Annotated in this window: 16 protein-coding genes; 11 read left to right on the top strand and 5 right to left on the bottom strand. The window is 65.0% G+C overall.

Going from position 1 to position 24,275, the window contains the following annotated elements; translation table 11 throughout:
* The first annotated feature begins 165 nt into the window (after nucleotides 1-165).
* From ASF90_RS06665 to ASF90_RS06675, 3 genes are all read left to right on the top strand, one after another.
* Nucleotides 166-747 carry a hypothetical protein gene (locus ASF90_RS06665; RefSeq protein WP_055847523.1) on the top strand — a complete coding sequence of 194 codons (582 nt, stop codon included), beginning with the start codon at nucleotides 166-168 and terminating at the stop codon, nucleotides 745-747.
* Between the two features lie 29 nt (nucleotides 748-776).
* On the top strand, nucleotides 777-1,394 hold the full coding sequence (locus ASF90_RS06670) for a hypothetical protein (protein WP_055847526.1): 618 nt from the start codon (nucleotides 777-779) through the stop codon (nucleotides 1,392-1,394).
* A gap of 151 nt (nucleotides 1,395-1,545) precedes the next feature.
* Nucleotides 1,546-2,913, top strand: coding sequence for a VOC family protein (locus tag ASF90_RS06675; RefSeq protein WP_055850211.1), 1,368 nt, complete (start codon nucleotides 1,546-1,548; stop codon nucleotides 2,911-2,913).
* A 777-nt stretch (nucleotides 2,914-3,690) separates the two neighbouring features.
* On the opposite strand, the gene ASF90_RS06680 is transcribed toward ASF90_RS06675, so the two are convergent.
* The 3 genes from ASF90_RS06680 to ASF90_RS06690 form a co-directional block, all read right to left on the bottom strand.
* Nucleotides 3,691-6,831, bottom strand: coding sequence for an efflux RND transporter permease subunit (locus ASF90_RS06680; RefSeq protein ID WP_055847529.1), 3,141 nt, complete (start codon nucleotides 6,829-6,831; stop codon nucleotides 3,691-3,693).
* 130 nt (nucleotides 6,832-6,961) lie between these two features.
* Nucleotides 6,962-10,210: an efflux RND transporter permease subunit gene (locus ASF90_RS06685; RefSeq protein WP_055847533.1), complete on the bottom strand. Its 3,249-nt coding sequence runs from the start codon at nucleotides 10,208-10,210 to the stop codon at nucleotides 6,962-6,964.
* A 93-nt stretch (nucleotides 10,211-10,303) separates the two neighbouring features.
* Complete coding sequence (locus ASF90_RS06690) at nucleotides 10,304-11,545, bottom strand: efflux RND transporter periplasmic adaptor subunit (RefSeq protein ID WP_055847537.1); 1,242 nt, start codon at nucleotides 11,543-11,545, stop codon at nucleotides 10,304-10,306.
* Between the two features lie 306 nt (nucleotides 11,546-11,851).
* Here ASF90_RS06690 and ASF90_RS06695 point away from each other — a divergent pair, with 306 nt between their 5' ends.
* The 5 genes from ASF90_RS06695 to ASF90_RS06715 all read left to right on the top strand — a co-directional run bounded on the left by ASF90_RS06695 (nucleotide 11,852) and on the right by ASF90_RS06715 (nucleotide 17,810).
* A complete protein-coding gene (locus ASF90_RS06695; protein ID WP_055847540.1) occupies nucleotides 11,852-13,168 on the top strand; it encodes a M20 family metallopeptidase in 1,317 nt (438 codons plus the stop codon).
* A gap of 162 nt (nucleotides 13,169-13,330) precedes the next feature.
* Complete coding sequence (gene queF / locus ASF90_RS06700) at nucleotides 13,331-14,146, top strand: NADPH-dependent 7-cyano-7-deazaguanine reductase QueF (protein WP_055847543.1); 816 nt, start codon at nucleotides 13,331-13,333, stop codon at nucleotides 14,144-14,146.
* A gap of 103 nt (nucleotides 14,147-14,249) precedes the next feature.
* Entirely contained in the window at nucleotides 14,250-14,543 is a 294-nt protein-coding gene (locus tag ASF90_RS06705; protein WP_055847545.1) for a LysM peptidoglycan-binding domain-containing protein, read from the top strand.
* Nucleotides 14,544-14,650: 107 nt separating this feature from the next.
* Complete coding sequence (locus ASF90_RS06710) at nucleotides 14,651-15,205, top strand: hypothetical protein (RefSeq protein ID WP_055847548.1); 555 nt, start codon at nucleotides 14,651-14,653, stop codon at nucleotides 15,203-15,205.
* A 373-nt stretch (nucleotides 15,206-15,578) separates the two neighbouring features.
* Entirely contained in the window at nucleotides 15,579-17,810 is a 2,232-nt protein-coding gene (locus tag ASF90_RS06715; RefSeq protein ID WP_055847551.1) for an NADP-dependent isocitrate dehydrogenase, read from the top strand.
* 79 nt (nucleotides 17,811-17,889) lie between these two features.
* Here ASF90_RS06715 and ASF90_RS06720 read toward each other — a convergent pair whose 3' ends face one another.
* Entirely contained in the window at nucleotides 17,890-18,228 is a 339-nt protein-coding gene (locus tag ASF90_RS06720) for a hypothetical protein (protein ID WP_055847555.1), read from the bottom strand.
* 102 nt (nucleotides 18,229-18,330) lie between these two features.
* On the opposite strand from ASF90_RS06720, the gene ASF90_RS06725 reads away from it, so the two are divergent.
* From ASF90_RS06725 to ASF90_RS06735, 3 genes are read left to right on the top strand one after another with little or no spacing between them, the layout of a single operon-like run.
* Nucleotides 18,331-19,272: a LysR substrate-binding domain-containing protein gene (locus tag ASF90_RS06725; protein WP_055847558.1), complete on the top strand. Its 942-nt coding sequence runs from the start codon at nucleotides 18,331-18,333 to the stop codon at nucleotides 19,270-19,272.
* A gap of 13 nt (nucleotides 19,273-19,285) precedes the next feature.
* Nucleotides 19,286-21,025, top strand: a complete 1,740-nt coding sequence (gene aceK, locus ASF90_RS06730) for a bifunctional isocitrate dehydrogenase kinase/phosphatase (RefSeq protein ID WP_055850212.1) — start codon at nucleotides 19,286-19,288, stop codon at nucleotides 21,023-21,025.
* A gap of 59 nt (nucleotides 21,026-21,084) precedes the next feature.
* Nucleotides 21,085-21,957, top strand: a complete 873-nt coding sequence (locus tag ASF90_RS06735; RefSeq protein ID WP_055847561.1) for a hypothetical protein — start codon at nucleotides 21,085-21,087, stop codon at nucleotides 21,955-21,957.
* Between the two features lie 245 nt (nucleotides 21,958-22,202).
* Here ASF90_RS06735 and rho read toward each other — a convergent pair whose 3' ends face one another.
* Nucleotides 22,203-24,077 carry a transcription termination factor Rho gene (gene rho / locus ASF90_RS06740; protein WP_055847564.1) on the bottom strand — a complete coding sequence of 625 codons (1,875 nt, stop codon included), beginning with the start codon at nucleotides 24,075-24,077 and terminating at the stop codon, nucleotides 22,203-22,205.
* Between the last annotated feature and the right edge of the window lie 198 nt (nucleotides 24,078-24,275).

A 24,275-nucleotide genomic window follows, 5' to 3' on the forward strand; every position in this document is an offset into this window, starting at 1 on the left:
CGTGGTACTGGCTGGATTTTCCACGTTTGCTGGACAAGCCAGGGTGGTTGCTACGCAGGCGCCGGTTTGCAGATGCGATGAATCGACATGCGGGCACATTGCAGTGCCCGTCAACAGGACGTTCCGGCCAGCAGGCGTGCATGGCCGACTTTGGAGGGATTGCCCATGAACATGTTGTCCGTCACCCATCGTGCAGTGCTGGCCGTTGCGCTGGGGCTGCTCGCCGGCACCACGCCGCTTGCGGCTGCCGAGCTCGAAGAAGAAATCATCAACCCCAGCGAGGTGATCTTTCGCGACGGGCAGCCGTACTACGAAGATGCGGGCGACTATGTGCGTCTTCGCACGCGCAAGGTGGGTGGGGAGATCGTGTATTTCCGCACCGTCCGCTTCGACAGCGAACAAGGCTATGTGGATGCGCACGGTGAGAGCATCGCGAAATTGCAGTCCCGCCCGACTGCAAGTGACCGCAGTTCTGCGTTTTCGGCCGATCGATATTCCGACGTCCGCTACGGCGGTGGCTATAGCGGTTACGGCTATGGCTATGGCCGCGAACTACGGTTTGGCGCATCGCGCAACCGTCCGTATGGGCAGATCTACTACGGCAACGGCCTGTATGGGCCGGACCCTTACAGCAGCCCGCACAATCGCGATGCGCGCCAGCGGTACATCGGTCCCGGCTACGTGGGTTCTTGCGATCTGAGCGGCTGCCGCGAAGTGCGCACCATCGGCTTCTACGATCTGCGCTGACACGCGTATGGCCTGACACCGGCGCGAGCATGCGGCATCATCGGGGCATGCCTGTCTTACGTTCACCTCGGTTGCGATCGCTGCCATTGCTGGCGGCCCTGCTGGTTCCGGTGCTGGCGCTCGCGCAGGGCGTGCCTGCGCCTACTGCCGGTAGCCAGGCGCAGGAGGCCGCGCCGGCGGTGATGCCCGGTACCGGCGATGCCTGGGTGGACCAGCATCTGGCCGACATGGGGAGCTACGCGCAGCGCTACCCCGACAGTTTTATCGATGAGGTGGCGCGCTACACCCAGACCCCGCGCGGCTACGTGCAGGCACTGCTGCAGGTGCACGGCTGGCATGCCGGCGACATCTATTTCGCCTGTGCGTGGGCGCACACGGTGCAGCTGTCGTGCCGCGACAGCGTGCGCGCCTACACGCGCGATCATCATGACGGGTGGGCAGGCGTGATCACACGGCTGTCGGTGGAGCCGGATAGCGCGCATGTCCGCGCGCTGCGGCATGCCATTGTCGCCAGTTACGACCGCTGGGAACGGCCGATCACCCTGGACGCGCTGTTGCGTCGCCAGCTCGGCGATCATGCGCAGCGGCTGGAGGCTGCGCGCGAGTCCAGCGAAGCGGCCGACGCCGCAGCGCAGGCGGGGTTGTAACGCGCAAGACGTGTCGCCGGCCCAGGCGCACCCCGGGCTGTCTACGCGCCAACGCGCGGATGCGATGCTGCCGTGCAGCTGGTCGCCGCAGGGCGTGGTCGGCGAGAATGCGCTAACGCTGGCATCGGCCGGCCTCTGCCAAGACCACGCCATGCGCGATACCGTGTTTGTCTCTCCCGATCACATTCGCAGCCTGTTCGCGCAGGCGATGTCGGACATGTATCGCACCGAGGTGCCGTTGTACGGCGACCTGATGACGCTGGTGGCGCAGGTCAACGCGCAGGTACTGGATGCCGATCCGGCATTGGCGGCGCGGCTGCAGCGCAACGATGAGCGCACACGGTTGGATCTGGAGCGGCACGGCGCCATCCGGGTCGGCACGGCGGCCGAACTGGCCACCTTGGGTCGCCTGTTCGCGGTGATGGGCATGCACCCGGTGGGCTATTACGACCTCTCCGTGGCAGGCGTGCCGGTGCATTCCACCGCGTTCCGCCCGATCGACGAGGCCGCGCTGTCGGCCAATCCGTTCCGCGTGTTCACCTCGCTGCTGCGGCTGGAACTGATCGAGGACGCCGCGTTGCGCGCGCAGGCCGCGCAGATCCTGGAGCAGCGGCAGATCTTCACCAGCGGTGTCGTGGAGTTGATCGAACAGCGCGAGCGTGTCGGCGGGCTGGATGCCGAGCAGGCGCGGCGCTTCGTGGCCGAAGCGCTGGAAACCTTCCGCTGGCATGGCGATGCCACAGTGTCGTTGCCCACCTACCGCGCGTTGAGCGATGCGCACAAGTTGATTGCCGATGTGGTGAGTTTCCACGGCCCACATATCAATCATCTGACGCCGCGGACGTTGGATATCGATGCGGCGCAGGCGCAGATGCAGCGCGCCGGTATCGATGCGAAGGCGGTGATCGAAGGGCCGCCGCGTCGGCGCGTGCCGATCCTGCTGCGCCAGACCAGTTTCAAGGCGTTGGAAGAGCCGGTGGGCTTTGTCGGCGACGGCGGGCAGCCCGAGCACGGCACGCATACCGCGCGCTTTGGCGAGATCGAACAGCGCGGGCTTGCGCTGACGCCCAAGGGCCGCGCGCTGTACGACGCGCTATTGGCGCAGGCACGCGATGCCGAGGGTGCCGGCAGCACCGGTGTCGATTACGCCACACGCCTGCAAACCGCGTTCGTGGCTTTTCCCGATGACGAGGCGCTGCTGCGTCAGGAAGGGCTGGGCTATTTCCGCTACGCGCTGACCGATGCCGGCCGCGCCGATCCGGCCCAGGTAGCTGCAATGCCTGCGGAAACCGCCATCGCGCTCGGCCTGGTCAGTGCCGATCCGATCATCTACGAAGATTTTTTGCCGGTCAGCGCAGCCGGCATCTTCCAGTCCAATCTGGGCGGTGCCGAGCAACGCGCGTACGCCGCGCATTCGAGCAAGCGCAGTTTCGAGCAGGCGTTGGGCGCGCAGGTGCATGACGAGTTCGCGCTGTATGCGCAGCTGGAACGCGCATCGTTGCTGGCGTTGGTGGTGTAAGGCAGCACCAATCGACGGTATCGGGTGGGTGTGTGAGGTAGCGGTATCCCGCAGTTTCAGTTGCTGCATGCGATATCGCCCAACTGCACGCACGACGAAGGGCGACTGATAAAGTTATCAACGCTGTCTCGATAGCGGCAGCGTGTTGGCCACACGCCCCTGCTTTGACGAATGAGTTGGTGTTGGAGGGAAGTGACATCGATCGGATAGACCTAAGCTGATCAGACCGCACCTAATCGAACTACCGCGCTCCATCCCCTGCTTGTAACCACGCACACCGACCATCTCTACTGGTCCTTGCCCGCCCACCATCGCGGGACCTTGCGCGGCATGGATACCGCGTAAGAGCTGACAAGGACGTACTTGCAGCGTGTCCCGCGATGGTGGGCGGGCAAGGGCCCTGCAACGCAGCCGAAGACCATCTGCTCTGCGCCCGACGGCATCTCCACGCCGTTCGATTACCTCTCAAAGCGACCGGGATCTTGAGCTTCAGCGTCGCTTGGATGTTCCGAAGCCGAGTGCGTCGAGGGCACGATGCCCTCACCGCTGGCGGGACACGCCGTGAATCCGTCCCTGGAGGCTCGGTGGCGGCATCCATGCCGCCACGGTCCCGCAATCGGCGAGGGCATCGCACCTGCCAACGTGGTCGTGTGCTGATGGGAACCAAAAAGCCTGTGACATCTGCCTGGCGATGAGCTTGGAAAAAAAACAGCGCGATCTGTGACCCAGAAAAAGACCGCACACGTCTGGCGGGTACAGTCTTTTGCCAGTTGCGGCTCAGTGCGCCGACGCTGCCGGGCGCCGTGCCGCCGCGCGTTCGGCACGGCGTGCGCGCGCACGCGCGCGGCGCGCTTTCCAACGTTCGCTCAGGCACGAGAAGATCACATACAGCGCTGGGGTGCTGAGCAAGGTCAGGCTCTGCGAAAACACCAGGCCGCCGATCATCGCGATGCCGAGCGGGCGGCGCAGTTCCGAGCCTTCGCCCAGGCCCACCGCCAGCGGCACCGCCGCCAGAATCGCCACCATCGTGGTCATCATGATCGGGCGGAAGCGCACGATCGACGCCTCGCGGGCGGCTGCACGTGCATCCATGCCGTGCACGCGCTGCGCCACCAAGGCGAAGTCGATCATCATGATCGCGTTCTTCTTGACGATGCCGATCAGCAGCACCAACGCAATCATCGAGATCACCGACAGCTCGGTGTTGGTGAGAAACAACGCCAGCAGCGCGCCCACGCCGGCGGCCGGCAGTGTGGACAGGATGGTCACCGGGTGGATCAGGCTCTCGTAGAGCATGCCCAGCACGATGTAAACGGTGAGCACGGCAGCCAGCAACAACACCCCCATCGAATTGGGGCTGAGCTGCACATTGAAGCTGTTGTCGCCGCTGAGGCGGATGCCGTCTGGCATGCGCAATCCGTCCACCGTGGACTTGATGATCAGATCCGCCTCGCCGGTGCTCACGCCCGGGGCGAGGTTGTAGCTCAGATCCATCGTGGTGTACTGGTTTTCGTGGATGATCTGCGGCGGCGCCAGGCCGGGGGTCTGGGTGGCCACCGCGGTGATCGGCACCATCTGCCCGGCACGGTTGGGCACGAAGATCTGATCCAGCGCCTTGGGCGTGGCGGTCTGCGAGGGCAGTGCGTTGACCACCACGCTGTACTGGTTGAGATCGGAGTAGATGGTGGAAATCGAGCGCTGGCCGAAGGCGCCATACAACGCGCCGTCGATCGCACCGACCGTGATCCCCAAGCGCGCGGCCTTGGCACGGTCGATCACGATGTTCTGGCGCAGCCCGGCGGTATCCACGTCGGTGCCGACATCGCGCAGGCGTGTGTTTTTCTTCAACGCCGCCTGCAGCTTGGGCAGCCATTGCTGCAGCTGTGCAAGGTCGTTGCCCTGCAGCGACACGCGGTATTGCGCGCCCTGGCTGGTGCCGCCACCGCCGTCGCTGGGCAGGTCCTGGATGGCGCGCAGGCGCAGGTCCAGATCCGGGTAGCGGTCGGCTTTGGCGCTCAGGCGTGCGACCACCTGTGCGGTGGTGTCGCGGCGGCCCTCATTGCGTTTTTTCAGCTCGATATTGAACGACGCGCTCGACCCCTGGCGGCCGGAACCCAGCCGCGCGCCCACGGTTTTTACCGCCGGGTCGGCCATCAGCATGTCGGTGATGCGGCGCTGGCGGCTGACCATGTCGGCGAACGACACCGTGGCGCTGGAATTGGCGCGGCCCCAGATCAGGCCCGTGTCCTGCGCGGGAAACGAGCCTTTCTTGACCGCACTACCCAGAAAAATGGTGGCGGCGATCAACAGCAACGGCGTCAGCGACAGCAGCAGTGCGTGGCGCAACGAAAAGTCCAGCGCCACGGTGTAAATGGCGAGCATGCGCTCGTGCATGCGGTCCAGCCAGGCGCCGAAACGGCCGGGTTTTTCCGGCTCGGTATGCGCCGACAAGAAGCGGCTGCACAGCGCCGGGGTCAAGGTCAGCGATACCAGCATCGACACCACGATCGCCGCCACCAGGGTCACGGTGAACTCGCGGAAAAACGCGCCGACCATGCCGCTGGCAAACAGCATCGGAATGAACACCGCCACCAGCGAGGCAGTGATCGACACGATGGTGAAGCCGATCTCGCGCGCACCGGTCAGGGCGGCCTCCAGGCGTGGCATGCCTTCGTCCAGATGCCGCATGACGTTTTCGATCACCACAATCGCGTCGTCGACCACAAAGCCAATGGCGATCACCAGCGCCAGCAGGCTCAAGTTGTTCAAGGTAAAGCCCAGCACGTACATCACCAGCGCCGAGCCGGCCAGCGACAACGGCACGGTGACCGCGGCAATGAGCGTGGGCGCGAGCCGGCGCAGGAACAGCGCCATGGTCAGCACCACCATCGCCAGGCTGATCATCAGCGTGGCCTGCACCTCGTGCAGCGAGGCGCGGATGGTGGGCGTGCGGTCGAAGTAGGGCGTGAGCGTGGTGCCGGGCTGCAGGTAGGCGCGCAACTCGGGAATCTGGGTTTTGACCTGGTCCACGGTCTCGACGATGTTGGCGCCGGCGCGGGTGAAGGCATACATCACCACCGCCGGTTTGCCGTTGAACCAGGCGGCTTGATACGCATCCTGCTGGCCGTCGTAGACGGTGGCCACATCGCCCAGCCGCACGATGCGCCCGTTGGATTGGGTGGAGATCGCCAACTGCGCGAAATCGGCGGCCTTTGCCACCGAATCGTTGGCGATGATGGCCATGGTGGTGTTGCCGTCGGACAGGAATCCGGTCGGCGAGGTGACGTTGGCGGCGCGCACTGCGTTGCGTAGGTCGTCCGGGGTCAGCCCGAGTGCGTTGAGCGCACGCAGGTCCACGTCCACGCGCACTGCCGGCGTGGACGCACCGGCGATATCCACCGAGCTGATGCCGGTGATCTGGCGCAAGCGCTGCGCCAGCAGCGAATCGGCCACGTTGTAGAGCTCATCGGCCGACTGGGTGTCCGAGGTCAAGGCAATGGCGATGACCGGGTCGTCGTTCGGATTGGCCTTGGAGTAAATCGGCGTGCCGAGCCCGGAAGGCAGGTCCGATTGCGATGCATTGATCGCGGTCTGGATGTCCTGTGCGGCCGAATCGATGTTGCGATTGCTCTGGAATACCAGCACCACCAGGCTGCTGCTCTCCGAACTGGACGAGCGCATGCGGTCGATGCCGGGCAGCTGGCCCAGGTGGCGTTCCAGCGGCGCGGTGACGGTGGAAGCCATGGTGCTGGCATCGGCGCCGGACTGCGTAGCGTGCACGAAGATCACCGGGATCTGGATGTTCGGCAATGCCGCGACACCCAGCCGCAGATAGCACATCAATCCGATCACGAACAAACCGATCGCCAGCAACGAGGTGCCGATCGGGCGCTTGATGAAGGGCGCGGAGATGTTCATGCCTGTGGCGCCGGGAATCGGGAGTCGGGAATCGGGAATCGGCAAGCAAGGCCAACGCAACGCCCGGGTGCGCGTGTGGGCAGGCGAGGCCGCAGGCCGGCAATCCGATCAGCAATCGCTGCATCAGTCCTCATGCAGGGCGCTCCGAGGTGGGTGCGGGCTGCAAACCGTCGCGGCGTGCAGCGCGGCGCGCACGCCAGGCGCGCAGCCGCTCACCGGCGCGTTCCATGTACAGATAGATCACCGGTGTGGTGTACAGCGTCACCAGCTGCGACAGCAGCAGGCCACCTACAATCGCGATGCCGAGCGGGCGACGCAGTTCCGAGCCGATGCCGGTGCCCAATGCCAGCGGCAACGCGCCCAGCATGGCGGCGGCGGTGGTCATCATGATCGGGCGGAAACGCAGCAGGCAGGCGCGGCGGATCGCCTCGTGCGCGTTGGCGCCTTCGCGGCGGGCGTCGATGGCGAAGTCGATCATCATGATCGCGTTCTTCTTGACGATGCCGATCAGCAGCACGATGCCGACGATGCCGTCCACCGACAGGCTCAGCCCGCACATCATCAACGCCAGCAACGCGCCGACACCGGCCGGCGGCAGGGTGGAGATGATCGTCAGCGGGTGGATGTAACTTTCGTACAGCACGCCCAGCACGATGTAGATCACCACGATCGAGGCCAGCAGCAACCACACGATATCGGTCTGGCTGCCGGTGAATTCGGCCGCCTTGCCGACGAACTGCGCATGCACCTGGGTCGGGATCTTGAGGTCTTCGCGTGCCTGTTCGATCGCTGCCACCGCCTGCGACAACGAGTGCCCCGGCGCCAGATTGAACGAGATGGTCACCGCCGGCAGCTGTTGCTGGTGGCTCACCACCAACGGCGTGTTGGTGACCTTGGCTTGCGCCAACGAGGCCAGCGGAATGATGCTGCCGGCGCCGACCACGATGCCGGTGTTCTGGTTGCCCACGCCGGTGGCGGTGGACGAGTTGGACGAGGTCACCTGGCCGAAGCTGGTGGCATTGGTGCCGGTCAATGCGCCGCTGCCGTTGCTGGCCACCGCCAGCTGATTCATCAACGCGGTGCTGCTGCGGAATTCCGGCGCCACTTCCAGCACCACGCGGTACTGATTGAGTTCGGTGAAGATGGTGGAGATCTGGCGCTGGCCGAAGGCGTCGTACAGCGTGTCGTCGATGGTCTGCATCGGCACGCCGAGCATGCTGGCCTTGTCGCGGTCGATGGTCAGCTCCAGCGCACGGCCCTGATTGGCCAGGTTGTTGTCCACATCGGCCAGCTCGGGCAGCTTGCGCATCGCCTCGGTCATGCGCCCGGCCCAGGTGGCCAGCTCGGTGCTGTCCACGTCCGAGATCGAATACTGGTATTCGGTGGCGGCCACGCGGGTGTCCAGGGTGACGTCCTGCACCGGCTTGAGGAACAGCGCTACGCCCGGAATGCCGGACACGGCCTTTTGCAGGCGCGGCAGCACCTCGTCCAGGCCGTCGCGGTCGCCGCGCGTCTTCAGCACGATCGACAACTGGCCCTGGTTGAGGGTCGGGTTCATGGTGCCGGCGCCGATGAAGGCGGCCACGCCGGTCACCGCCGGGTCTTTCTGCAGCGCGGCGGCCACCGCCTGGGTGCGCTGCTCCATTTGCGGGAAGGCCACGTTCTGATCGGCCTGCACCACGCCGGTGATCAGGCCGGTGTCCTGCTCGGGCAGCAGGCCCTTGGGGATCGCCACATACAGCACCACCGTCAATGCCACCGCGCCGATCGCCACCGCCAGGGTCAGCGGCTGATGCGCCAGCACCCAATCCAGGCTGCGCTCGTACGCGCCCACCGTGCGTGTCCACAGATTGGTCTTGCCCGCCGCTGCTGCGCGTTCGTGCGCGTCTTCGCTTTCGGGCAGGGCGTCGGGCTTGAGCAGGTAGGCGCACATCATCGGCGTCAGCGTCAGCGACACCAGCATCGAGATCACCACCGCAATCGACAGCACCCACGCAAATTCATGGAACAACCGACCGGTGACGCCCGGCATCAGCAGCAGCGGCAGGAACACTGCCACCAGCGACACGGTCAGCGACAACACGGTGAACCCGATCTGCTTGGCGCCGATCTCGGCCGCTTCCGGGCCCGTCTTGCCCTGTTCGATGTAGCGCACGATGTTTTCGATCATCACGATCGCATCGTCGACCACGAACCCGGTCGCCACCACCAGCGCCATCAGCGACAGGTTGTCCAGCGACATGCCGGCGAACGCCATCACCCCGAAGGTGCCGGCCAGCGACAGCGGCACTGCCACCGAGGGAATGATGGTGGCCCACAGCCGGCGCAGGAACACGAAGATCACTGCCACCACCAGCGCGATGGTCAGCACCAGGGTGAACTTCACCTCGTGCACCGAGGCGCGGATGGTTTCGGTGCGGTCGGAGAACACCTCCAGATGCACGTCGGCCGGCAACACCGATTGCAGCTGCGGCAGGATGCTGCGGATCTGCTCTACCGTCTGCACGATGTTGGCGCCGGGCTGGCGGCGGATTTCCAGCAGTACCGCCGGCTTGCCATCGGCCCACGCGGCGAGCTGGTCGTTTTCTACCCCATCCACCACGTTGGCCACATCGGCCAGCCGCACCGGGCCGCCGTTGGCGAAGCTGATGATGGTCTCGCGGTACTGCGCCGCATCGGTGAGCTGGTCGTTGGTGCCGATGCTGTAGGACTGGGTCTTGCCGTTGAGCGAACCCTTGGGCGCACTGACATTGGTCTGGGTCAGTGCGCTGCGCAGCGACTCCATGGTCAGGCCCATGTTCGACAGCTGCGCCGGGTTGACCTGGATGCGCACGGCCGGGCGCACGTTGCCGGCGATCGACACCAGGCCCACGCCTGGCACCTGCGACAGGCGCTGGGCCAGGATCGCATCGGCGTAGCGGTTGACCTCGCGCAGCGGCAGCGAATCGGAGGTGAGCTTGAGGGTGAGGATGGCCGCATCGGCCGGATTGACCCGGTTGTAGACCGGTTGATACGGCAACGACGAGGGCAGGGTGGCCTGGCGGATCGCCGCCTGCACGTCCTGCGAGGCGATGTCGATGTCGCGGTCCATCGAGAACTGCAGAATGATCGTGGACAGGCCCGCCGACGAGTCGGAGGTCATCATCTGCAAGCCGGAGATCTGCCCGAACTGGCGTTCCAGCGGCGTGGTCACCAGCGAGGCCATGGTGGTCGCGTTGGCACCGGGGTACTGGGTGGTCACGACCAGGCTGGGCGCGTCGATTTCCGGCAATGCCGACACCGGCAATTGCCGGTAGCCCAGGATGCCCAGCAGCAGGACGCCCGCCATCAACAACGAGGTGGCGATGGGGCGGCGGATGAAGATGGTCGAAAAGCCCACGGGGGAGTCCTTGCTGAAGACGTCAATCGGTGCCGGCGCGCAGGGCGCCGACGCGCACTGGCGACGGGGTGTCCCGTCGCCAGTGGTCAGGCATTAGCGCGGGCCGCCGCCACGTCGGCCGCCGCTGCCGCCGCCCTTCTGCTTGTCCTGCGCCGCCTTGAGTTCGGCTTCGGTGGGCTCGGGCGGAGTTTCGCCCGGCTTGAGCGCGCTGACCTTGCTGCCCGGCTTGAGCCGGAACTGGCCTTCGGTGACCACGCGCTCGCCGGGCTTGAGGCCCTTGGTAATCTGCACATGGCTGTCGTCCACTTCCACGCCCTGCACCACGGTGCGCATCTGCGCGGTGTTGTCGTTGCCCACCACGTAGACGTAATCGCCTTCAGGGCCACGCTGCACGGCCTGGGTCGGCACCACGGTGCCGCCGGAGATGGTGCGCAGCTGCAGCCGCACGTTGACGAACTGCCCCGGCCACAACGCGTTGTCGGTGTTGTCGAAGATCGCGCGCGCGCCAAAGGTGCCGCTATCGGCGGCGATGCGGTTATCGATGACATCCAGCTTGCCGTCGCCGCTGATGACATGGGCATCGCCGCGGTCCAGCGCCGCCACATCCAGCGGGGTGGCCGCCTGGCCGCTGCGCACCGCCTGCAGCTCGCGCTCGGGCAGGTTGAAGGACACGTATATCGGGCGGATCTGGGTCAGCGTGACGATGGTGGAGCTGGCGCTGACGATATTGCCCACGTCCACGCCACGGATGCCGGCAATGCCGTCGATCGGCGAGGTCACGCGGGTGAACTGCAATTGCACCTGCGCCGAGCGCATCTGCGCATCGTTTGCCGACACCGCCGCCTCGTACTGCGCCACCTGGTTACGCTGGGTATCCAGGTCGGTGCGCGAGACGTACTGCTTGTAGGCCGGGTCGTTGGAGCGCTGGTAGTTCACCCGCGCCGTCGCCAGCAGCGACTGATTCTGCCGCTTGGCCGCCAGCGCCTGGTCGTAGCTGGCTTGCAAGGTGCGCGGATCGATCTGGGCCAGCAGCTCGCCCTTCTTCACTTCCTGGCCTTCCTTGAAATTCAGGCTCATCAGCTGGCCACCGACCTGCGGGCTGATCGTGACCGTGTTGAGCGCGGTCACCGTGCCCAGCGCGCTGGCGTACACCGGCACGTCCTGGGTCGTGGCGGGCACCACCGTCACCGGCACCGGGCCGCTGTTTTCGGTGCCATTGCCATCCGGCGCGTCCGCCTGCTTGCCGCGATTGCCCCCGCCCATCATCCGCATTGCGACAAACACCACGACGAGCACCGCTACGACCAGCAGTGTGATCTTCCAAAAACGCGACATGCGACAACTCCTGAGGGCGGGCCGGGCGCTTGGGGCGACCGTGGGGCGGCATTGCGAAGCATATCGTTGCGTCCGGGCAATTGAGCGTTACTGAAGTAACGGCTCATCGAACGAAACGCCCGCTTGGTTCACGGATGCGTGCAGCGGCAACGCGTCAGAGGCGCTGCGGTTGACCGCCGGGCTGAATCGGTCCCCACCATGGCCCGGGAGCCGGTGCCACCAGCCAACCAGGCCTTCGCCACCGGCCACGCTGCGCTCTGGCGGTGCGGTGCACTACAGTGAAGGCCACTCATTGGAGGATTCTCGATGCGCCATTCCCGCCTGCTGACCAGCGCGCTGCTGCTGGCCCTGCCTACGCTTGCCGCCGCACAGGCCGCGCCACGGCCCGAGGTCCAGACCGTCGCCAGCACGTTGCAGCCCAAGGTGGTGCAGTGGCGCCGCGACTTCCACCAGCACCCGGAGCTGTCCAACCGCGAAGAGCGCACCGCCGCCACCGTGGCCGCGCAGCTGCGCAAGCTCGGCCTCAAGCCGCGCACCGGCATTGCCCATCACGGCGTGGTGGCGATCATCAAGGGCGGCAAGCCCGGCCCCAGGATCGCGCTGCGCGCGGACATGGACGCGCTGCCGGTCAAAGAGCAGACCGGGCTGGCCTTCGCCTCCAAGGCCACCGCCGAGTACCGTGGCGAGCAGGTCGGGGTGATGCATGCCTGCGGCCACGACGCCCACACCGCCATCCTGCTCGGCGTGGCCGAAGCGTTAGTGGGCATGCGCGACCAGCTGCCTGGCGAAGTGATGCTGATCTTCCAGCCCTCCGAAGAAGGCGCGCCCGGCAACGAAGAAGGCGGCGCCTCGCTGATGCTCAAGGAAGGCCTGTTTGCCGACTTCAAGCCGCAGGCGGTGTTCGGCCTGCATGTGTTCTCCAGCGTGCAGGCCGGCAAGATCGCCGTGCGCAGCGGTCCGCTGATGGCTGCCTCTGACCGCTTTGCGATCAAGATGATCGGCCGCCAGACCCACGGTTCGGCGCCGTGGAACGGCATCGACCCGATCGTGGCCAGCGCCGACATGATTTCCACCGCGCAGACGGTGATCAGCCGCCGCGCCAACCTGTCCAAGCAGCCGGCGGTGTTGAGCTTTGGCGCGATCAAGGGCGGCATCCGCTACAACATCATCCCCGACGATGTGGAAATGGTCGGCACCATCCGCACCTTCGACGAAGGCATGCGCCAGCAGATCTTTGCCGACCTCAAAAACGTGGCCGAGCACACCGCCGCCGCACACGGCGCCAAGGTGGATGCCAAGGTGCCCGACCAGGACGGCAACCCGGCCACGGTCAACGACCCGGCCCTGACCGCCAAGATGCTGCCCAGCCTGCAGGCCGTGGTGGGCGTCGACAACGTGTACGAGCCGCCGCTGCAGATGGGCGCCGAAGACTTCTCGTTCTACGCCCAGCAGGTGCCGTCGATGTTCTTCTTCGTCGGCTCCACCGCCAAGGGCATCGACCCGGCCACCGCGCCCAGCAACCATTCGCCGCAGTTCCTGCTGGACGAATCCTCGCTGGACGTGGGCCTGCGCGCGCTGTTGCAGGTGTCGCTGGATTATCTGCATCAAGCTGAGACAGGCTGAATCGGGAGTCGGGAATCGTGTGCCGTTGCACGATTCCCGCTGACCGTTGCCAATCAAGTGGGTCGGCGGGCTGCTTGAAGATCCGCTGCTGCCGTCGCCAGTTCGGTGCTCCAGCGTTCGCCATATAGCTCAGGGCCAGTCGGCTCGGCCTAAAATGGCGCGATGAATACCCCAGAAGATTCCACCCTCGGTCGTGAGGTCGCTTACCCCAGCGGCTACGATCCGTCGCTGCTGTTTCCCATTCCGCGCGCGGCCGGTCGCGAGGCGATCGGCCTGACCGGCGCGTTGCCGTTCATAGGCCGCGATCGCTGGCACGCCTACGAGCTGAGCTGGCTGGATGCACAGGGCAAGCCGTGCGTGGCCACGGCCACCTTGCATGTGCCCTTCGATTCGCCGTCGTTGATCGAATCCAAATCGCTCAAGCTGTATCTCAACTCGCTCAATGCCACGCGCTTCAACAGTGCCGAAGCGGTGCGCACGCGCATCGTCACCGACCTGTCCACGCGTGCCGGCGCCGATGTATCGGTGGAATTCGGTTTGCCGCCGATCGATGCGGTGGGCGAAGGCGAGTCGATCGATACCCTGGATGTCAGCATCGACGATTACGGCCCGCCCAATGCGGCGTATCTGCGTGCGCAGACAGCGGCGGCCGTGGAAGAAATGCTGACCTCGGCATTGCTCAAATCCAATTGCCCGGTGACCGGCCAACCGGATTGGGCCAGCGTCACGCTGCGCTATCGGGGCGCGCCGATCGACCGCGAAGGCCTGCTGCGCTATCTGGTGAGTTTCCGCGACCACGCCGAGTTTCATGAGCAATGCGTGGAGCGCATTTTCAATGACGTGCTGACCCGTTGCGCCCCTGAGTGGCTGGTGGTCGAGGCGCGTTACACCCGGCGTGGCGGGCTGGATATCAACCCGCTGCGTAGCTCGCCCAGCGTGCCCACGCCGCTGTCGATCTTTCGCGATTTGCGCCAGTAATCGTTCGCGTTCGAGGATCGCGCCAGCTTCACGGCGGCGCGATCCACGCTTAACAGCGCTCCGCGCACCCTGCAATCCTCGTGATGCACGAAGGAACGCAGCAATGAGTGCCGATAAAAAAGCAGATTTCTCCAATGTGACGTCGTCGGTCGATAGCACCGCCGACGTGACGCCTGCGCCGGATTTTTCCAACGTGCGCACCAGCGTGCAAAGCACCGCAGAGCTGGTCGAGGAATCGGTCACTGTGCAGGCAGGCGACAGTCTGTCCAGCATCGCCAAACGTCACTTGGGTGATGGCGCATTGTGGCCGCGCATTTTCGAAGCCAACCGCGAAACGCTTAAGGATCCGGACAAGATTTTCCCGGGTCAGGTCCTGCGTTTGCCGCACAAAGCGTAGCTGCCCGCGCGATCGCCACTGCATTGCAAGGCGCGTCGCACGACGCGTGTGCGTCTTGCAAAAACATTCCAGAAACAACGATCTTTTCGATCATCGGAGATTGATCCATGCGTACCAAATCTGTTTCAAGCACGCTCGTGATTGCGCTTGCCGGCGTGCTCGCATTATCCGGTTGCAAGAAGGACGAAGACGCCAGCGTTTCGAAGGATCCCACCTCCGGCGCTGCCACTGAGGCGATGCCAGGTCCGGCTGCCACGCCGCCGGCCAGCGACCAAGCCGGGCAGAGCACCGCGACCGGCGCCGCCAGCACCGACACCGCAGCCGCGATGGGTTCTGCGGTGAGCGTCTCCAGCGTCGTAGTCGGGACCAAGGCCGCCGCTGACAAAACAGTGACACCGTCTGCCACCGTCGGCGCCAAGGACACCATCATCGTGTCGGTCAAGACCGATGGCAGCGCGAACAACGTAGCGGTCTCGGCCAAGCTCACCTATCAGGACGGCCAGGTGGCCGGCGAGCAGAACGCCACGCTGACCACCACGGGTGCAGAAACCACCAATCTCAGCTTCAGCAAGCCCGATGGCTGGCCCGCCGGCACGTACACCGCGCAGGTCATGGTCGACAGTAAACCGGCAGGTAGCGCGCAGACCATTACGGTCAAATAAGTGTCGTAATTGGCAGCCACCTGTGGCGACGGCTCTCTACGTGAGCGCCGTCATGTCCGCAGCCGGCAACGTCCGCCTGCATCAAACCGCAGCACAAGGCGCGATCGCAAGATTGCGCCTTTTTGCTATGCATTCATTCGGCAATGGATTCGTTACAGCTGCATCCATGTCGATTGGCCGTGTGGCGGGATGAAGCGTCCGCCTGTGGTCGCTTTACCCGGGCGCGGCTCAGACGCGACAATGCCGTGCTGATCCAATGCCGCGTCCGCCGCGCTGGCCGATCGGCGTGCCGCTAGCGACCCCCGTCGTGCACGCCAACGTCAACGTCGCCGGGCATCGGCGCTCCTCCCGACCACAAGAGCCATCGCACCTCATGTCGAAGACACCGAAGATCCTCTACACGCTCACCGACGAAGCTCCCTTCCTGGCCACGCAGTCGCTGCTGCCGATCATCGATGCCTACACCGATACCGCCGGGATCGTGGTCGAAACGCGCGATATCTCGCTCGCCGGTCGCATTCTGTCGTTGTTCCCCGAGAGCCTGACCGACGCGCAGAAGATCGCCGACGACCTCGCAGAACTGGGCGAACTGGCCACCACGCCGGAAGCCAACATCATCAAGCTGCCCAACATCAGCGCTTCAGTGCCGCAGCTCAAGGCCGCGATCAAGGAACTGCAGGCCCAGGGCTATGCGTTGCCGGCGTATCCGGACGAGCCCAAGGACGCCGCGGAAAAAGACATCAAGGCGCGCTATGACAAGGTCAAGGGCAGTGCAGTGAATCCGGTGCTGCGCGAAGGCAATTCCGATCGCCGCGCACCGCTGTCGGTCAAGAACTACGCACGCAAGCATCCGCACCGCATGGGCAAGTGGAGTAGCGACTCCAAGTCGCACGTGGCGCACATGGACGACGGCGATTTCTTCGGCAGCGAACAGTCCACCACGCTGGCCGAGGCCGGCACGCTGAAGATCGAATTCGTCGCTGCCGATGGCAGCAGCAGCGTGCTCAAGGATAAGGTTGCAGTGAAGGCCGGCGAGATCGTCGATGCCGCCGTGCTGAGCAAGCGCGCGCTGGCCAGCTTCATCGATGCGCAGATCGCCGATGCCAAGGCCCGCGACGTGCTGTTCTCGGTGCATCTGAAAGCCACCATGATGAAGGTCTCCGACCCGGTGCTGTTCGGCGTAGTGGTCGGCGAGTTCTACAAGGACACGCTGAGCAAGCACGCCGACGCGCTCAAGTCGGTCGGCTTCGATCCCAACAACGGCATCGGCGATCTGTACGCCCGCATCGGCGCGTTGCCGGACGCGCAGCAGGCGCAGATCAAGGCCGATATCCAGGCCGAATATGCGCAGCGTCCGGGCCTGGCGATGGTCAATTCGGACAAGGGCATCACCAGTCTGCATGTGCCCAGCGACGTCATCGTCGACGCCTCGATGCCGGCGATGATTCGTGACTCCGGCCAGATGTGGAATGCGCAAGGCAAGCTGCAAGACACCAAGGCAGTGATTCCGGACCGTTGCTATGCCGGCGTGTATCAAGCGGTGATCGACGACTGCCGCACGCATGGCGCTTTCGACCCGTCCACCATGGGCTCGGTGCCGAACGTCGGCCTGATGGCGCAGAAGGCCGAAGAATACGGCTCGCACGACAAGACCTTCCAGCTGTCGGCTGCCGGTACCGTCAAGGTCACCGATGCTAATGGCAAGACGGTGTTCGAGCATGCGGTGGAAGCCGGCGATTTGTGGCGCATGTGCCAGGTCAAGGACGCACCGATCCAGGACTGGGTGAAGCTGGCGGTCGAACGCGCACGCCTGAGCGATACCCCGGCCGTGTTCTGGCTGGACAAGGCGCGCGCGCATGACGCGCAGGTCATCGCCAAGGTCGAGACATACCTCAAGGATCACGACACCAACGGCCTGGACATCCGCATCCTGCCGCCGGTGGAAGCCACCACCTTCTCGCTGGAGCGCATCCGCAAGGGCCAGGACACCATCTCGGTCACCGGCAACGTGCTGCGCGATTACCTCACCGACCTGTTCCCGATCATGGAGCTGGGCACCAGCGCCAAGATGCTCTCCATCGTGCCGCTGATGGCAGGTGGCGGCCTGTTTGAGACTGGCGCCGGCGGCTCGGCGCCCAAGCACGTGCAGCAGTTCGTCGAAGAGAACTGCCTGCGCTGGGATTCGCTGGGCGAATTCCTGGCGCTGGCCGCGTCGCTGGAACATTTGGGCAACCGTTACAACAACCCGTCGGCCACCGTGCTGGCCAAGGCGTTGGACGTGGCCAACGGCCAGTTCCTGGACAACAACAAGTCGCCGGCGCGCAAGGTGGGCGAGCTCGACAACCGCGGCAGCCATTTCTATCTGGCGATGTATTGGGCGCAGGCCCTGGCCGCGCAAACCGAAGACACCGCATTGCAGGCCAAGTTCGCACCGCTGGCCAAGGCGCTGACCGAGAACGAAGCCACCATCGTGGCCGAGCTCAACGGCGCACAGGGCAAGCCGGTGGACATCGGCGGCTACTACCACCCGGACCTGGCCAAGGTCAGCGAGGCGATGCGCCCGAGCAAGACCTTCAATGACGTACTGGCGACGTTGAAGGCCTGATCCCCGCGCACCGCATGGCGGTGCGTGTAGTCAGTGCGATATGCAGGGCCCGCCTCGTTGACAGGCGGGCCTTGTCGTTTCATCGAAAGGGCGACAGCGCTGTCATTGCCCGGACCAAGCGGCGTGCGCGCCGCGCCATGCGGTGCTCGGCGTGCTGCTGAGGTGTCGCCGCGCTCGCCACCGCCGCGCGCCGCGCGGTCTGCCCTGCCGCTTCGGCTTGGGCTTCGATTTCGGCTTCGATTTCGGTTCCGGTTCCGGTTCCGGTTCCGGTTCCGGCCTCGACCTCGACCTCGGCCTCGGCCTCGGCTTTGGCCTTGGCCTTGGCTTCCACTGCCGTGCCGGCTTCTGCCAATTGCCGTGCAAGCGCCACGTCGGCAATGTGCCCGTGCTGGAACAGCAACTCGGTAAAGATGCGCATGATCCTGCCCCCACTTGAGTGGAAGCCACAGTAGGCGCAGGCTTGGCCCTGCAAAAGCGAGGCTTTTGCAAGTCTGTATTGAATTCCATTCAAGGGTGAGCCATGTCGCGTCCGCCGCTTCACGCATTGCAGGGCTTCGTCAGTGCGGTGCGTCTGGGCAATCTGTCGCGCGCTGCCGCGTCGATGCATCTCACCGTCAGCGCGCTCAGTCACCAGGTGCGTGCACTCGAACAGCGCCTGGGCTATCGGCTGCTGCAGCGGCACGCGCGCGGCGTCAGCGCCACGCCGCAGGGGCAACAGTTGCTCGACCGCATCGCACCGCATCTGGATGCGATTGCCGAGGCGTTCCAGCCGTTCGCCGCGCGCCGCGAAGACACACTCACCCTGAGCATCACCCCGTCGATGGCCTCGGCATGGCTGGTGCCGCGCCTGAGCGATTTTCTGGCAGCCCATCCCACCATCGAGATCAATCTGCTTTCCAGCGAGCGACTGGTGGATTTCGAGCGCCAGCCGGACGTGGATGCGGCCATGCGCATCGGCGCCGGGCAATGGCCGGGCGTAATCGCCGAACCGTTGTTCGACGAATGGCTGGTGCCGATGGCCAGCCCGGCGCTGATCGCGCGCATGGGCGGCATCGATGCGCAGCCGCTGCAGCAATGGCCGCTGCTGGGCGACCCGGATGGCGACTGGCCGCGCTGGTTTACAACCTTCGGTGGCGAGCCGCCGCGTCGCTATGCCGCCGTGCTCGACGACTCCGAGTCCCATCACCGCGCGGCGCTGGATGGCGTCGGTGTGGCGATGGGGCGGGTGACGCGCGCACGCCTGTTGCTGGCATCCGGCCAACTGGTGGCGCTGTCCGCGCAACGGCTCAAGACCAGCTGGTCGCATTACCTGGTGTACCCGCCACGGTCGGCCGCACACACCGGCTTTCTCGCGTTTCGCGCATGGCTGCAAACACAGGCGCGCGAACATGCTGCGCACGCGCAGCAGGCAGCGGTCGCCCCGCATGCTGCGCTGCCCACCCCGCGTCGCCGCAAGCGCTGAGTACACTGCCGCCATGAGCCAGCTCCCGTTACCGCCGCAATCCGAACGCCGCGCGCTGGCGATCGCCCACGCCGTGTACGAAGCGTTCGAGGATTACCACGCACGGTTTTCAGAGATCACCGCACGTGCCAAGCAGCGCTTCGAAACGCGCGACTGGAGCGCTGCGCGCGATGACGCCGTCGCACGTATCGCGCTCTACGATCAGTACATCACCGAATGCATGCTGCGCCTGCGCGCCGTGCTGCTGGGGCAGGCGCACGACCGCGCGTTGTGGATGCGCGCACGCGGTCATTACGCCGCGCTGCTGGCCGGGTTGATCGATCAGGAGTTGTACAAGACCTTCTACAACACGCTGACGCGGCGTTACTTCGGCACTCATGGCGTGGATGCCGATATCGAATTCATCGCGCTGGATATTGAGCCCACCGATGCCATCACCGTGCCGGTCGCACGGCATACCTACGCCGTGTCGCCGGGCCGGCTGACCGACATGCTGGTGCGCGTGCTGGGCGATTACGCATTCGCCGTGCCGTATGCGCACCGCACCCGCTGCGCGGCGGCCATTGCGGTGCGTCTGCTCGACGATCTGGCGCATTGGGGTGAGCACCCGGTGCGCAGCGTCGAACTGCTGGAAACGGTGTTCTATCGCGAACGTCGCGCGTATCTGGTCGGGCGTGTGTTCGGCGAGCATCGGTTTTCGCCGTGCGTCATCGCGCTGATCAACGACGGTGCCGGCTTGCGCGCCGAAGCGGTGCTGACCAAGCGCAGCGATGTCGCGCAACTGTTCAGTAACTCGCGCAGTTATTTTCAGGCCGATCTGTCCACGGTCGGCGATGCGGTGGTGTTTCTGCGCAGCCTGCTGACCCATAAGCCGGTCGACGAGCTTTACACCATGCTGGGCCGCGCCAAGCAAGGCAAGACCGAGCGCTATCGCACGTTTTTCAGCCATTTTCAGGCGCAGCCGTCCGAGCAGCTGGTGCATGCCGATGGCACGCCCGGCATGGTCATGGTGGTGTTTACGCTGCCCAGTTATCCGCTGGTGTTCAAGCTCATTCGCGACCGTTTCGCCTATCCCAAGACCATGAGCCGCGCGCAGGTCGAAGGGAAATACGAATTGGTCTTCCAGCTCGATCGCATCGGCCGCCTGCTCGACGCACAGCCGTATCGATTTCTGCGCTTTCCCAAGGCGCGCTTCTCGCCAGCGCTGCTGGAAGAACTGCAGACCAGCTGCGCGATGAGCCTGAGCGAGGACGGCGACGATGTCCTGATTGCGCTGTGCTACGTGCAACGGCGGCTGCGCCCGCTCAATTTGTACCTGCGCGAACAACTACCCGAAGCCGCGCATGCCGCCGCGCTGGACTATGGCCAGGCGATCAAGGACATGGCGCGCAACAACATCTTTCCCGGCGACATGCTGCTAAAGAACTTCGGCATCACCCGCCATCAGCGCGCGGTGTTCTACGACTACGACGAGCTGTGTCTGATCACCGACTGCACCTTTCGCGACTGGCCCACGCCCACCACCTACGAAGAACAACTCGCCGCCGAACCCTGGTTCCACGTCGGCCCACGCGATGTATTTCCCGAGCGCTTCGCCTTGTTCATGGGCTTGCCGGCCTCGCAACTGGAGGCGGTCAAACATATCCACCCGGAACTGTTCGACGCGCAGTGGTGGCGCAACCTGCAAGCCCGGCTGCGCGAAGACGATTATCCGGACACTCCGCCGTATGCGGAGTCGCGGCGGCTTGCCTAGGCCGTTTCGTTTATAGCGGCAGGCTGGTAAAACGTGCGATCAACCAATGGAGTAAGACAATGCAGTGGAAGCAACGGTTAGGTCTGGGCATCCTTTTTTCGCTGGCAGCGATGGGCGTTGCGCACGCCAAGCCGGACGCTGCGCGTGCGCAGATCGAAGCGAGCATGAATGTCACCGGCGAGTTGACGCTGACCCCCGACGGCACCGTGACCGCAGTGGCGCTCGTCGACGAGGAGCGTTTGCCTGCAGCTGTCCGCGAGCGGATCAAGCACTCGGTGGCCGCGTGGCGGTTCGATCCGGTCAAGGACGATGGCAATGCCTTGCCGGCGCGGCTGCCGATGAGCTTGCTGCTGGTCGCCAAGCCTGGCGATGACAATCAATATCGGGTGTCGATCCGCAGCGCGCATTTCGGCGGCCAGACCCCGCAGGGCGTCAGCGCACAACCCAACGGTATGGCGCCGCCGCCCTATCCGGTCAATGCCTTCAGGGGCGGCGCTACCGGTGTGGTCTACCTGCTGCTCAAGATCGGACGCGATGGCAAGGTGGAAGATGTGGTTGCCGAACAGGTCAACCTCACCGCACTGGTTCCCGAGTCCAAGCGTGCGCGCTGGCGCAAGGAATTTGCCGACGCCTCCATCGCCAAGGCGCGCAGCTGGACCTTCACTGCGGCCACTGCCGGGTCTGAGCGCACTGCGCCGTTCTGGGAGATGCGCGTGCCGGTGACGTTCGACATCGCAGCGTCCGAGAAGGACCTGGATGCCAAGCAGAAAAAATGGCAGTCGTATTTGCCGGGCCCGCGTCAGACCGCGTCGTGGCGAATGCAGAATGACGCAGCCGCCACGACCGACAGCCCGGACGCCCTGCCGGGATCGGGATTGTTTTCCGTCCGCGGCGAAGGCGTACGCCTGATCACGCCGCTGCAGGAAGGCTAAGACGACTGGCGGTTCTGAATCGGCGCGGCGGGTGTTGCGCAGTCGGCCCGCTCTCAGATCAGCCCTCCGACGGCCGCTTGCACCACATACGGCCGTCGAGCTCTCGGTCAACACGGCAGTTGATCGGCAACGACCGCGCGCCAGTTCGAGCGAGCTTGGAAGACCAAGTGCTTTCTCACGCGAACGCCGCCCACAAAAAAGCCCCGCAGTGCGGGGCTTTCTCGTCGCGCTAATCCAGACCGGCCTCAGCGCTTCATCGAACTGAAGAACTCGTCGTTGGACTTGGTGGTCTTCATCTTGTCCAGCAGGAATTCCATCGCCGCGATCTCGTCCATCGGATGCAGCAGCTTGCGCAGGATCCAGATCTTCTGCAGCAGCTCCGGCTCGATCAACAGATCTTCGCGACGCGTGCCCGAGCGGTTGATGTCGATCGCCGGGTAGACGCGCTTTTCGGTGATGCGACGGTTCAAATGCACTTCGCTGTTGCCGGTGCCCTTGAACTCTTCGTAGATCACCTCGTCCATCTTGCTGCCGGTCTCGACCAGCGCCGTGGCAATGATGGTCAGCGAGCCGCCTTCTTCCACGTTACGTGCCGCACCGAAGAAACGCTTCGGACGGTGCAGGGCGTTGGCGTCCACACCACCGGTGAGCACCTTGCCGGAGCTGGGCACCACGTTGTTGTAGGCACGTGCCAGGCGGGTGATCGAGTCGAGCAGGATCACCACGTCCTTCTTATGCTCGACCAGGCGCTTGGCCCGCTCGATCACCATCTCGGCGACCTGCACGTGGCGCGCGGCCGGCTCGTCGAAGGTGGAGGAGATGACCTCGCCGCGCACGGTGCGCTGCATTTCGGTCACTTCTTCCGGGCGCTCGTCGATCAGCAACACGATCATGTGCACTTCGGGATGATTGCTGGTGATGGCCGTGGCCACCTGCTGCATCATCATCGTCTTACCGGCTTTCGGCGGGGAGACGATCAGCGCACGCTGACCCTTACCCTGCGGTGCCATCAGATCCAGGATGCGGCCGGTGATGTCCTCGGTGGACCCATCGCCACGTTCCAGACGGAACCGGCGACGCGGGAACAGCGGGGTCAGATTCTCGAACAGCACCTTGTTCTTGCTCGCTTCCAGCGGCTCACCATTGATGGTGTCCACGATCGACAGCGCAAAATAGCGCTCGCCATCCTTGGGGAAGCGGATGCGGCCGGACAAATGATCGCCGGTGCGCAGATTGAAGCGGCGGATCTGGCTGGGCGAGATATAGGTATCGTCCGGGCCTGCCAGGTAGCTGGCTTCGGCGGCACGCAGGAAACCGAAGCCGTCCGGCAGGATTTCCAGCACGCCGTCGGCGGCAACGCCTTCGCCATGGCGGGTCAGCACCTTGAGCAGGGCGAAGATCACGTCCTGCTTGCGCGCGCGCGCCACGCCTTCCTGGATGTTGAGCTGATCTGCGATGTCCAGCAGCTTCTGCGCCGGCATCCGCTTGAGATCGCTCAGGGAATACACCGGAAAGCCTTCCGGCACGGCCGGATGCGGACGCGCGATGAACGGCTCGTTGCTGCCATCGGAGGAGGGCATGCCGCCGCTTTCGTTGCCGAACCGATCGCGCGGGCCGCGGTCGCGGCGGTTGCGGAACCGGTCACGGCGGTTGCCCTGCTGGTTCTGCCCCTGACCCTGGCCTTGCTGGTTCTGACCAGCGTTCTGGCCCTGGCCCGGCTGCTGGCCTTGACCCTGACCTTGGGGCTGGCCCTGGCTTTGCGCCTGATTCTGGTTCTGCTGTTGCTGCGCCTGATTGAAGCGCTGCTGCTGCGACTGGCCGCCTTCGCGGGGCTCGCCGTGGCTGTCGCCGCCCTGGCTGTTACCGCTGTTACCGGGCGAACTGCCGGCGCCTGCGCCATCGCCGAACGTCTGCGCCGATGCCGAATTGGCAGCGTGCGACGGTGCCTGCGGGGCGCGTGGAGCGTCGGGTGCGGGACTGGCGGGCAAGGGCAGATTGGACTGCTGTGCGCCGGCATCGTCATGGGAGGCGGCGGTCTTGCTCACGCGCGGCTTGCGCACGCGCTTCTCGACGGGAGCGTCGACGCTGCTCCCGGTATCGGAGGAAGGATGATCGGACAAGTGCGTGATTCCTCGCTAAGGTGCGAGCGCCCGGCTGGGGGGCGAACTATTGGTAGATGGGAGTCTAGAAGAAGTTTCTAGAGGGGTACGGCGGCGCACGAACGTGTGCCGGACCAACTGACACTATCACCGCGACGCGCAACCGCGCAAGCGTCCGCCTTGGCAGGGTTTAACTACCGGCGAACCGCAGGGCGCCCA

It is taken from the genome of Xanthomonas sp. Leaf148 (assembly GCF_001423585.1).
In the GTDB taxonomy this organism is placed as follows: domain Bacteria; phylum Pseudomonadota; class Gammaproteobacteria; order Xanthomonadales; family Xanthomonadaceae; genus Xanthomonas.